We start from the raw sequence: 12,055 nt of genomic DNA on the forward strand, positions 1-12,055 counted from the left end.
TAGCTGAAAAAATGTTAGCGCGGATTCATCCTGATCGTGACGTGATCGCCGTGATGTCTGGGGCTGCCGCGTTAGTCGCCGTCGAAGAACAATCCGTTTCATTGGTGTTGATGGACTGCCAGATGCCGGGAATGGATGGCTTTGAGACGAGTCAGAAGTTGCGTGAGGCAGGGTTTAGTGGGGCTATTATCGCTTGTACCGCGAATACAACCGATCAGGTTGAAGAGCGATGTCTTGCCAGTGGTATGAATGATTATATGGCCAAGCCGATTTCTCTTAAGGGGCTGATCCTGATGACTGAAAGGTGGCTGGAGAGTACAGCCACCTGAGTCAGACATCGAAGAGAGAACGCTGCTTACTTATGGTAGGAACAGGCTTTCTCAACTTCGTCTGCTGAACCCATAACGACAGACACACGCTGGTGGATCGCGTCAGGGGCAACGTCCATAATATCTTCAAAGGCGGTACTGGCTTTACCGCCAGCCTGCTCGATCAGCATGCTCATCGGATTGCCTTCGTACATCAGGCGGAGCTTGCCTGGCTTTGAAGGGTCACGATTGTCGAACGGGTACATGAATATACCGCCACGTGTCAGAATTCTGTGTATCTCAGCCACCATAGACGCAATCCAACGCATGTTGTAACGCTTACCCAGAGGGCCTTCTTCGCCTTGCAGGAGGTCTGCGACATAGTTCTGCATCTGTGGTAACCAGAAACGCTGGTTCGACATATTGATGGCGAACTCCTGAGTTTCCGCAGGTACCTGAATGTTGTCACGTTGCAGTACGAACTCACCGATACGAGGGTCCAGAGTGAAACTGTGGACGCCTTCGCCAGTGCTGAACACTAGCAGGGTCGAAGGACCGTAAAGAACATAACCTGCAGCAACCTGCTTATTACCAGCCTGCAGATACGTAGCTTCGTCGCCACCGTCAGCCCCTGGGGCTGCTTTCAGTACAGAAAAAATGGTTCCCACAGTGACATTCACATCAATGTTGGATGAACCGTCGAGAGGGTCGAACAGAACCAGATAATCACCCTCTGGGTTACAGGCAACCGGATCTGGCTCCTCTTCACTGGCGAGACCGCGCACCGCAGGCATCGCTGCGAGACACTCTTTGATGAGGTCGTTAGAGATCACATCCAGCAACTTCTGAGATTCTCCCTGCACGTTTTCCTGTCCGGCGCTGCCAAGTACGCCTGCCAGTGCACCCAGGTGCAGGCGATGTGAAATATCCTTACAGGTAACCGTCAGACCTTCAATAATGTTGGCGACGTCTGAATCCTTACAGTGGTTGTCGAGAAAAGTGCGCAGGCGCTGCATGCTCCGAACCTCATAGTCCTGATTTAAGTAATGGGCGCATACTACCTTAATCTGTGCGGAAATTCAGTGGCTGTTGGGGAGACGGCAGTGGCCGTGTAAACTAACCGCTTTGTAAGATGACTGGTCGACGGATGAAGCTTCACATTCTGGGAATCTGCGGCACCTTTATGGGGTCGCTGGCACAGCTGGCAAAAGCCTTGGGACACGATGTGTCTGGATCCGATCACGGTGTCTATCCGCCGATGAGCGATCAGCTGGAGCAGGCGGGCATTGCGTTGACGCAAGGGTTTGATCCAGCGGGGATCCCTGAAGATGTTGATCTTGTTGTTATTGGTAATGCTATGGGACGTGGCAACGCTTCGGTAGAGTATGTGCTGGAGCGGGGTATTCCCTATACCTCAGGCCCTCAATGGTTAGGCGATCACGTGCTTCAAGGCCGCTGGGTGTTAGCGGTTGCAGGGACTCACGGCAAAACCACGACCGCCAGTATGCTGGCGTGGATTCTTGAGTTCGCGGGGATGTCTCCGGGGTATCTTATTGGCGGTGTCCCTGAGAACTTCACATCTTCTGCAACATTGGGAGATAGCCCTTTCTTTGTTATCGAAGCAGACGAGTACGATACGGCTTTTTTCGATAAGCGGTCAAAGTTCGTGCATTACCGCCCGCGAACCTTTATTGCCAATAACCTTGAGTTTGATCACGCCGATATCTTCCCTGATCTGGCGGCGATTGAACGCCAGTTTCATCATGTCATCCGTACTATTCCTCAAAGCGGGCAGGTCATTCGCCCAGCCGACTGTGAGGCAATTGATCGTGTGATGTCTATGGGCTGCTGGAGTAGTCAGACGACTTTTTCATCGGCCGGAGCTGACTGGCAATGGACGATGAGTGCGCCCGATGGCAGTCAGTTTGAAGTGACTGTCCGTGACGAGGCGTATCCCATCCATTGGAGCTTGTCTGGCGCTCACAACGTCAGTAACGCCGTGGCGGCGATGGCGGCAGCGTTTCATGTGGGCGTCAGCCCGGCTGTTGCGGCCGAGGCACTTGCTGAGTTCCAATCGGTGAAACGGCGCATGGAGCTTGTGAACCCCGAAGGCGCAATTCCTGTATATGATGATTTTGCGCACCATCCAACCGCGATCGCGACCACGCTTCAGGGGGCGAAGGCTCAGCTGACTAACACTGACGGACGTCTGCTCGCGGTTCTGGAGCCACGTTCTAACACAATGAAAGCGGGCGTTCACAAAGAGACACTGGCGGGCTCGGTAAACGATGCTGACGGCACGTATTGGTTTGAGCCTGAAAATATCAGCTGGTCATTGTCGGATGTCGTGAGGGCGTGTCGTGCCCCGGCACATTCTTATCAATCGACAGCGGAAATAGTCGATGCGGTCGTCAATGACGCGCGCCCGGGAGATCGTATCCTTGTGATGTCCAACGGAGGCTTTGATAATATGCCCCGACGTTTAGCCAAGGCTCTGGAGGAAAAGTATGGCTGATGCTGGCCGAATCCTTATTGCAGTGACAGGAGCCTCTGGCTCTGCTTATGCGTTGCGGCTTGGCCAGGCATTGATTGCTGCGGGTGTCGGTGCTGATTTTATCTTTTCAAAAGCTGCGCTGCTGGTTTTGGCAACTGAAACTGAGCTGACGCTACCGGCCAAGCCTCAGGCTCAGGCTCGTGAGTTGCAGAAATACTACGGCTGTGATGAGGATGATGTCAGGGTATACGGCCGGGAAGACTGGATGGCACCCTGGGCCTCAGGTTCAGGCCAACCGGGCCCTGTGGTGATATGCCCTTGCAGTACGGGAACCTTGTCTGCAGTGGCTACCGGGGCTAGCAATAATCTGACCGAGCGAGCTGCGGACGTTGCCCTTAAAGAGCGGCGTAAACTGATTCTTGTGCCTCGCGAAACGCCATTTTCGGAAATACATCTGACGAATATGCTGACCCTGACCCGAATGGGAGCGACGGTCATGCCCGCATGCCCAGGGTTTTACCACGAGCCGCAAAGCATCAATGATCTGATCGATTTTATTGTCGCGCGTATACTGAATCAACTCGGCATTGATCACAAGCTGATGCCCTTGTGGGGCGAATCTCCGGAGAAATAAGTATGACTGAAAGTACACCTGAGCAATACAACGAACCGGACAAAGCGAAGTGGAGCTTTATCGGGTTTATTGTTGGTGTCATCGTTACTGTACTGGCCCTCAAACATTACGGTTATATTCAATTTCCTGACGAGAAAGACCGGGCTACTGTGGCTGAATTCAAGCTGTTGTCACTGAGCCCCGAGTATTCCGTCAAAGTATCCGAAAAGTCTTCCGGCAAAGAAGCATTCTGTGAGAGTGGCTATCTGTTACTCAGACCACAGAATGATAAAGACGTTGCCGGTATTCTGGTGACTGATAAAAATCGTCCGGTTGAATGCCAGCCTGATCTGGCCAGAACACAGCCTTAGGAATAAAAAGAACTATGTGGCGTACACCACTTGCGCTGGCGATATTAGCGGCGCTGTCACTGCCTGCCCATTCGGCCCTTGATGATCTCGATAATGATGGCATCGCAGATGCTCAGGACCCGGACCGTGATGGTGATGGACTCCCGAACTTTCTCGAGGCGGCTGCCGGTTTTGACCCTGATGTCCCTGACCAGACAGACATCGATGGTGATGGTATTCCTGATTCCATTGATGATGATATGGACAATGATGGAGTGCCCAATCAGAAAGACGCCTTTCCGCAGGACCCGAACGACTGGAAGGATACGGACGCCGATGGTGTAGGCGACAACACGGATCAGGACCTCGACGGTGATGGTGTTGGCAACGAGTACGAGGAAAAGCTTGGCTTTGACCCAACGCGTGCCAGCTCCCGTCCGAAAGACCGCGACAGAGATGGTATACCAGATCTGCTTGACCCTGATATGGATAACGATGGTGTCCCTAACGTCGACGACGCCTTCCCGCTGGATAAAAACGAGTGGTCAGACCTTGACCGCGACGGAACGGGTGACAATACAGACTCCGACCGTGATGGTGATGGCGTAGCCAATAGCTTCGAAGAGGAGGCGGGTACTGATCCGGATGACCGTTTTTCAGCGCCAGCCGATACGGATCGTGACGGCATTCCTGACACCCTTGATGATGACCGTGATGGCGATGGTTTTGCTAATGATGTCGATCTCTACCCGGACAACAGTGCGGCGTGGGCGGATACCGACGGCGATGGTATCCCGGACAACGAAGATCCGGATGCTGATAACGACGGTATTCCGAACGTTTTCGAAATGCATCTTGGCACCGGCGTTCTTGATCCGGATAGCAAGCCGTCGGATGTCGATGGTGATGGCATGCCAGATTACTTCGACTCTGACCTCGATGGTGACGGCGTCGATAACAGTGTCGATGTCTTCCCGTCGGATGGCGAAGAGTGGATAGACACGGACGGCGATGGTATCGGTGATAATCGAGACCCTGACCGGGATAATGACGGTTTCAGTAATGAAGTCGAGCAGACCGCAGGTTCAGACGATTTAGACCCTGCGAGTACGCCACGTGACCTGGATAAAGACGGCATTGTCGATGTACTGGATGATGACATCGATGGTGACAGCTATCTGAATAAAGACGATGCCTTCCCTGAGGACGCCTCTGAGTGGGCGGACTTTGATGGCGATGGCCTTGGCGACAACTCAGATGAAGACATCGACAACGACGGCATCAATAACGAGTTTGAGCTTACCCTGAGCTTTGACCCTTACAATGCTGACAGCGTCCCGAACGACTTTGATGGGGACGGTATTCCGGACGAGCTGGATACCGACCTCGACGGTGACACCATTGGCAATGATATTGATCTCTTTCCGCGTGACCCGTCCGAGTGGTTTGATCTCGATGGTGACGGCATCGGCGATAATCGCGACAGAGACCGCGACGGTGATGGCATCGATAACGTTTATGAGGAACAGGCAGGGACGAATCCTGCAGATGCCGGCTCCGTACCTCGTGATGCTGATGGCGACGGAATCCCCGACGTTGTTGACCAGGACAGAGATGGTGACGGCTACCTGAACGAGGAAGACGTTTTTCCTGATAATCCCCTTGAGTGGTCTGATCTTGACGGAGACGGCGAAGGCGACAATATCGATCTCGACATCGATGGCGACGGTATCAGCAATGAATATGAGGTACGGCTGGGTACAGATCCAAAAGACCCATTAAGTGCCCCTTCAGACATGGACCGTGATGGCATTCCTGACGCGTTGGATAAAGACATTGACGGTGATGAAGTCCCGAACGGCAGCGATGTATTCCCGCTGAATCGCAAGGAATGGAGCGACACGGACGGTGATGGCACTGGCGATAACAGTGACCCGGATATTGATGGTGATGGCATCATTAATCGCTATGAGCGCGAACTATCGTATGATCCATACGACAACACCAGTACACCGCCGGACTCCGATGGTGATGGTATTCCGGATGAGCTGGATGATGACCGAGACAATGACGGTTACAGCAATGACGTGGACGCCTTTCCATCTGACCCAACGGAGTGGGCAGACTTTGATGGCGACGGCATTGGAGATAATACAGACACTGATCTCGATGGTGATGGCTTCAGTAACGATATTGAAGCGCGGGATGGTACGGACCCATGGGATAAATCGGATTACCCCGATTATGATGCTCCCGTGATTGGTGACATAGAATGGCTCGATGAGACGAAGAGGCTGTCAGGCATGGCGTATGATGATGGCCGCGGCATTGAGTCAGTCTGGCTTGAAAGTGTTATGGGGGACCGTTGCGATGGTTTTGTGTCTTACCCTGGCCACGTTATGGTGCCATGCCAGATCATTGGCAACAGTACTCGCTGGACGCTGGTTGTCGAAGATAAGTTTGGCAACCGTGCTGAGAAGTCGGTGAATTTCGAGTAGTTGCAACTGTGTAAAGGTCGGGGGTTGACCTCACCTCGCAGGCGAAACCGGGATCACTGGCTATACTCACACAAAGAAGGTCAACAACTTCTCCCGAAGGAGAGTTATGTCACTCAATTGTGTGTATTGCAAAAAGCCCGTATTCGGCACCAGTGGTGTTACGGTCCCGGGTAGCGGCCCAGCCCACCAGCATTGTTATCAGGCGCAGGCGGCATTAGCGCGTACGTTTCAGGCTCTGGATATCAGTCAGCTTACCGATGATGAGCTTCTGGACCTGCAGGATATGGTGCTTGCTGAAGTCAACGATCGGCGCCGCAGAGACGAGGGCGGCGGTGACAGCGAAATTGAGCTCTTCTGAGGGGCTTTCGGGTGGGGTACACTGGCGACTTTTAAGTCGCCATTTTTGTCTATGATTATTGAAAATTCATCTGATCTGATCCGTGCCTGGAAGCTTCTGACCCTGGTAGATGGTACGCCTGTGGCTGAGGCTGAGCTGGTCAATGGCAATGCTCTTGTCATCAGTCCACAGTCGATCGCTCTATTTCGTCGCCCGGGAGATTGCGTAGATCCCTTGGCTGGAGGCATGGTACGCAATGAAGCGCTTGCACAAGGACTAGCGTTACATTCCCCGTTTATTGAAGAGCACAGAGCCGGGTTTGTCGGCCTTACTGGAGGTCTCGCTCTACTTATCGGCCTCAACGACGTTCGCATGTATCCCAACAGAAATGATGCATTACGGAATCAGAATGTGATCTGTGAATTGTCACTGGCCGTCGATTAAATCCCGCGTGCTGTCTAAGGATTGCAGTGGTAACCTTGCTTTTTTGAACTCCATACTCGGAATACGCACTTGGCTATCAGTAGTTTTCACACCCACGTCATTGGTGCAGACCGCCCAATAGGTCGTTATCTCTGTCGCTATCTGGCAGAACAGAATCTCATTCATCGCGGCGTGTCTATTGCCAGTACTGAGCGTCCGATGTTGCAGTCCAGTGCCCGACCGGTGTACGTAATTTCGCCAGCGCTGAATGAAACTACCGATTTTGAGTCTGCTAAATTCTGGATTGGCCGGGCCCAGGAAGAGGGTGCTCTGGTGGTGTTGCTCTCCACCTTGCATCGATACCTGGGCAGCAAAGAAACAGTGAAGGAGCAGTCACCTGCCGACAATACCAGTGAATTGAGCTCAGCTTTTGCTGAGCTGGAAATACTGGTGGCCGAGAACCCTCAGCATATTATTCTTCGAGTTGGGCAGTTGCTAACGCTCGATGGCAGCGACTTTGCCAGTCGTATTCTCAGCGTCATCCGCTCAGAGCCGTCGCTGGCGTTAGATATGCAGCGTGAGTTTGAACCGACCCCCGTCGACGATGTTGCGATCGTGGTGTTGGCGATGCTTCGTCAGATTCATCTCGCAGAGGATCTCTGGGGAACTTATCATTTTTCTGGCGTTGAGCCGGTTTCATCATACACCTTTGCAGAAGCCTTGCTGGCAGAGGCGCGTCAGTTTGAGGATTTGACGGCCGTAGAACTGACTACTCAGGAGGGGGGTATGACACCGGAGGTGTGGGTACCTATTGCTGATCACACGTCTCTGTTCCACACCTTTGGGATTAAGAATAAGGCGTGGCGACAAGGGTTAGCGCGTCTGGTTCGGGCCTATTACCACGACCCATCGAAAGAAACCGCCTGAGATTTCAGACTTTTGGGTCAGCTGCCGGTGTTGAAAGTCGCAGACTTCTGGTAGAGATCCATCAGCTTATCTGTGATCAGGCTGCGGATACTTTCACGCTCCAGAGATGACAGCCCAGACAGTTCGCTCAGCCGCAGACGATGCAGGTGCAGGCACGGCAGTTTGTCGTTGAACTCACGTAGGTCACCTTTCATCAATACGGGCAGGAAAGGATCGTCGCTGTTTGTTCGGCGAAGAATCTGACGCATACCTTCCTGGAACGGAATAGGCACCGAGCGAACCTTCTTATCCTTGTGAGAAATCACCAGATACAGGCCTTGCTTGCCTATCAGGTTACCCGGAATGACATGCAGGCCTGTGGCACTGACAGCATCAGGGTTCAGGTGGCTGAAGGTATCGTGAAAGGCGTAAGGATCTGGAAGAATCACCATCTGGCGGTGTGCTTCTTCCGGGAAGAAAATACTGTAATTGGTGTAAAGCTGACGTACGGAAGTTGAGAATACACAGAAGCGGTTTTCGAACTGCTTTACGAAATTCATCGCACGTTTGTGCTGATTGAGTTTCTCAAGATCCCATACGAGATCGCTGTTCTGCTGCTGCTGGGCTACTGTGTTCATTTTAATCTCCATCAGACACGCGGTTTTGAAACCGCTTATTTTTTACCGGATTATGAATCCGGTATGACGGCACTGGCTACACTTCCGAAATCTTAATTGCCAAATTCTGTCGATATCATGACGCGTGATTAGTCGTCGTGAGCCATATGACTGGCAGAGTACAAATTCAGGCTGATTGGATCACTCAGGAGAGTATGGCAGCGGCAATCGGAAAAAAGTGTGACTGAGCTAACGGTTCTTTTCAGGTCAATGTAAAGAGTTTGTCTGCCTGACCTGACAGGATAATGACTATTTGCCCCATTTTGAGCCAAGCGTCGTCGCCGCTGCCTTTGGCGGCCAGGTCTGCCTCTGCCGCAGTGCTCAGTGCTCTGTGGAGATCTTTCATCGACAGACGTTGAAGGGCTGCTTTATAAGGGGCCTGCTGTCTTGGCCAGACGCCCTGAGACCGGAAACCCTCGGAGAGTGCTTGTGCCCCCTGACAGGGCTTTAATGCAATCAGTTGCCTGATCTTCCGGGTCAGTGCGCCCAGCACCATAATCGGCTCGTGCCCCTCAGAACGCAGGTGACCCAGCATACGGTTTGCCTCGCCCAGCTTTCCCATCAAGCAGGCATCTGCCAGCCCGAACGCATCGAAGCGGGAGCTGTCGCCCGCACTCTGCATAATAAGCTCTTCGCTGACGTTAGTTTCGCCCAGCATCCGCAGTTTTTCGATTTCCTGAACTGCGGCCAGTAAGTTGCCCTCTGTCTGGTGAGCAAGTGCAGAAACGGCAGCCTGGTCAGCCTGGAGCCCTGCCATCTGGAAGCGACGTTTCAGCCAGCTAGGGTACTGATTCCGCTCGATGGGCCAGATGGGCAGTACAACACCATGTTTCTCAATCGCTTTATACCAGGCGGTTTTCTGCGTCTTAGCATCGAGTCTTGGGCAGATGATCAGCACAATATTGTCGGGCGACGGATGCTCGGCAAGATCCTTAATCGTCTCCCCTTTGTCGGAAGGCTTACCATTGGGGATGCGTAGTTCCAGCAGGCGACGACTGGAGAACAGAGACATGGCTGACGCTTCTTCTCTCAGAGTGCGCCATTCGAAACCGGCTTCCGCATGAAACAGTTCGCGCTCATCAATGCCCTGTTGTTTGACGGCTTTGCGTATATCGTCGCAAGCCTCCATGACCAGTAACGGGTCATCGCCTGAAATCAGGTAGCAGGGAGCCAGTTCTTTGGCGAGATGCGGCCCTAACTGATCCTGACGTAATTTCATTACAGGCGTTCCAGACGGCGCATCAAGCGACTGAGCAAGTCTGAATCCAGCGCATCGCGCAACTGTCGTTCTTCTTGCTGTGTGGCAACGACGTTGTTGACGTCATTACTCAGAGTGCGCCGGGATTCTGTGACAAATTGATACGTCTCTTCTCCACGGATTACGGTCACATCAAGTAATGCGTTGAACTCGTATTCAGCAATCTGGCCAACGCTATTTACTGTCAGAGTACGCCGCTCTACGGAGTATTCGTTAATTTCAATCTGAGCAGGTGCGTCGAGTGCTCGTTCGGGTACAACAACGTCATTAAAGCGAAGGCGCTGCACTAGCTGTTCACGAATGCCCTGAGGGCCACCACTTACGTGAATAATACGGAAGCCTTCTGGCAGCTCCGAAACACCCCTGAGTTGCCAGCCGCAGCTGGCGATCAGAGTGAGTGACAATAAGAAAATCAGGTGGCGCATATTAATTCCGAAAAATAGAAACCCTGAAGGCTATGTTTTTAACCGGACTCAGTGCTTCGGGAGCGTCAGCGAGGCCGCTATGGCAAGGCAAAAACCAGATTGAAAGCGCAGTTTATACGTCATAAATGAGCATTTTAATCTGGTTTTTAACACCGCCAGAGCAACGCAGCTAGCTCCATTAATTAGCAACGATGTTGACTAATTTTCCTGGCACAACGATAACTTTTCGTACGGTTTTACCGTCAATCTGGGCTTTAACGCTGTCGTCTGCCATCGCCATGGCTTCGAGTTCGTCTTTGCTCGCGGTAGCGGGCGCTTCCAGTTTGGCACGCACTTTACCGTTTACCTGAACGATCAGCAGGATACTGTCTTTTTCCAGTGCTTTTTTGTCGACTACCGGCCACGACGCATCCAGAACCAGACCGTCATTGCCAAAGGCCTCCCACAAAGACTGGGCAATGTGCGGAGCAATCGGTGACAGCATGCGCACCACGGCGTCCAGACCTTCGGCGACGACAGCACGAGCACCAGCGCTATCGAGTTTCTGCTTCTGCAGGGTGTTGATCAATTCCATCACTGCAGCAATGCCAGTATTGAAGCTGTAACGACGGCCTACGTCGTCGCTCACTTTCTGAATGGTTTCATGCACTTTGCGGCGTGCGTCTTTTTCATCTTTGTTCAGCTGACCGAGGTCACCACGATCTGCTTGTTGCAGCAGCTCATAGCTTAAGCGCCATACACGCTGCAGGAAGCGCTGGGCGCCCTGAACGCCAGAGTCAGACCACTCGAGTGTTTGTTCCGGCGGCGCGGCAAACATGGTGTACAGGCGAACGGTGTCGGCACCGTACTGCTTAATGGCTTCCTGAGGGTCAACGCCGTTGTTTTTCGACTTGGACATTTTGCTCATGCCCGCTGCCGTCAGCTCCAGACCGTCTTCGGTACGTTTGGCACCGGTCACGCGGCCTTTCTCGTCACGCTCAACGGTCACGTCGAGTGGGTTAACCCATTCTTTGGCGCCGTTTTCCGTGGTGTAGGAGAAGGCTTCGGCCAGTACCATGCCTTGGGTCAGCAGGTTTTTGAACGGCTCGTCGCAGTTCACCAGACCCGCATCGCGCAGCAGCTTGTGGAAGAAACGCGCGTACAGCAGGTGCAGAATCGCGTGCTCAATACCACCAATGTACTGGTCAACCGGGAGCCAGTAGTTGGCTTCTTTCGGGTCCAGCATCTGGGTGTCGTCCTGCGGTGAGCAGTAACGCGCGTAGTACCAGGACGATTCCATAAAGGTATCGAAGGTGTCGGTTTCGCGGAATGCCGGTTGACCGTCGAGTTCGATGTTCTCGAATTCAGGATTGTTCTTGATCGGCGAATTCACGCCGTCCATCACTACGTCTGTCGGCAGAATCACCGGCTGGTGGCTCTCCGGTGCTGGAACAGTGTCGCCGTCCTGTGTACGGATCACCGGAATTGGCGCACCCCAGTAACGCTGGCGGCTGACCCCCCAGTCGCGCAGGCGGTAATTAACTTTGATTTCGCCTTTGCCTTCGCTTTTGAGTTTCTCTGCAATGGCATCAAAGGCTGATTCAAAACCGAGACCGTCGAATTCGCCGGAATTGATCAGGGTGCCTTTTTCGGTAAAGGCTTCTTTGCTCAGATCAATCTCTTCACCGTTGGCAGGTTCGATGACTTGTTGGATCTCAATACCGTATTTAGTTGCAAACTCCCAGTCGCGCTGGTCGTGCGCGGGCACGGCCATGATCGCGCCGGTG

General features: G+C 52.9%; 13 protein-coding genes. 8 read left to right on the plus strand and 5 right to left on the minus strand.

Features of this window, described 5'->3' with window-relative positions; all coding sequences use genetic code 11:
- A partial coding sequence (locus B2067_RS10765) for a response regulator (protein WP_301388441.1) occupies positions 1-329 on the plus strand: 329 nt, incomplete at its 5' end.
- 26 nt (positions 330-355) lie between these two features.
- Here the strand turns inward: B2067_RS10765 and B2067_RS10770 are convergent.
- Positions 356-1,324: a class 1 fructose-bisphosphatase gene (locus B2067_RS10770; protein ID WP_068439003.1), complete on the minus strand. Its 969-nt coding sequence runs from the start codon at positions 1,322-1,324 to the stop codon at positions 356-358.
- A gap of 131 nt (positions 1,325-1,455) precedes the next feature.
- On the opposite strand from B2067_RS10770, the gene mpl reads away from it, so the two are divergent.
- The 7 genes from mpl to B2067_RS10805 all read left to right on the plus strand — a co-directional run bounded on the left by mpl (position 1,456) and on the right by B2067_RS10805 (position 7,950).
- The gene (gene mpl, locus B2067_RS10775) at positions 1,456-2,823 is read left to right on the plus strand and encodes a UDP-N-acetylmuramate:L-alanyl-gamma-D-glutamyl-meso-diaminopimelate ligase (protein ID WP_297531233.1); all 1,368 of its coding nucleotides are present in this window, start codon (positions 1,456-1,458) and stop codon (positions 2,821-2,823) included.
- On the plus strand, positions 2,816-3,436 hold the full coding sequence (locus B2067_RS10780) for a flavin prenyltransferase UbiX (RefSeq protein WP_301388444.1): 621 nt from the start codon (positions 2,816-2,818) through the stop codon (positions 3,434-3,436). Before mpl ends, B2067_RS10780 begins: the two co-directional genes overlap by 8 nt.
- A gap of 2 nt (positions 3,437-3,438) precedes the next feature.
- Complete coding sequence (locus B2067_RS10785; protein WP_297531237.1) at positions 3,439-3,786, plus strand: hypothetical protein; 348 nt, start codon at positions 3,439-3,441, stop codon at positions 3,784-3,786.
- Positions 3,787-3,800: 14 nt separating this feature from the next.
- On the plus strand, positions 3,801-6,263 hold the full coding sequence (locus B2067_RS10790; protein WP_301388446.1) for a thrombospondin type 3 repeat-containing protein: 2,463 nt from the start codon (positions 3,801-3,803) through the stop codon (positions 6,261-6,263).
- Between the two features lie 106 nt (positions 6,264-6,369).
- A complete protein-coding gene (locus B2067_RS10795; protein ID WP_076515367.1) occupies positions 6,370-6,621 on the plus strand; it encodes a DUF2175 domain-containing protein in 252 nt (83 codons plus the stop codon).
- Between the two features lie 45 nt (positions 6,622-6,666).
- Complete coding sequence (locus B2067_RS10800) at positions 6,667-7,044, plus strand: hypothetical protein (RefSeq protein ID WP_301377660.1); 378 nt, start codon at positions 6,667-6,669, stop codon at positions 7,042-7,044.
- Positions 7,045-7,113: 69 nt separating this feature from the next.
- Positions 7,114-7,950 (plus strand): sugar nucleotide-binding protein, encoded by an 837-nt coding sequence (locus B2067_RS10805; RefSeq protein WP_301377662.1) that lies wholly within the window; start codon positions 7,114-7,116, stop codon positions 7,948-7,950.
- Positions 7,951-7,967: 17 nt separating this feature from the next.
- Here B2067_RS10805 and B2067_RS10810 read toward each other — a convergent pair whose 3' ends face one another.
- From B2067_RS10810 to leuS, 4 genes are all read right to left on the minus strand, one after another.
- On the minus strand, positions 7,968-8,567 hold the full coding sequence (locus B2067_RS10810) for a hypothetical protein (RefSeq protein ID WP_273089661.1): 600 nt from the start codon (positions 8,565-8,567) through the stop codon (positions 7,968-7,970).
- Between the two features lie 241 nt (positions 8,568-8,808).
- Complete coding sequence (holA, locus tag B2067_RS10815) at positions 8,809-9,825, minus strand: DNA polymerase III subunit delta (RefSeq protein WP_301388448.1); 1,017 nt, start codon at positions 9,823-9,825, stop codon at positions 8,809-8,811.
- A complete protein-coding gene (gene lptE, locus B2067_RS10820; protein ID WP_076515358.1) occupies positions 9,825-10,289 on the minus strand; it encodes an LPS assembly lipoprotein LptE in 465 nt (154 codons plus the stop codon). The genes holA and lptE overlap by 1 nt, the downstream gene beginning before the upstream one ends.
- 178 nt (positions 10,290-10,467) lie before the next feature.
- Positions 10,468-12,055: leucine--tRNA ligase (leuS, locus tag B2067_RS10825; protein WP_301388450.1), on the minus strand; the 1,588-nt coding region annotated here is incomplete at its 5' end.

The organism is Thalassolituus sp. UBA2590 (assembly GCF_002339775.1).
GTDB lineage: Bacteria > Pseudomonadota > Gammaproteobacteria > Pseudomonadales > Oceanobacteraceae > Thalassolituus.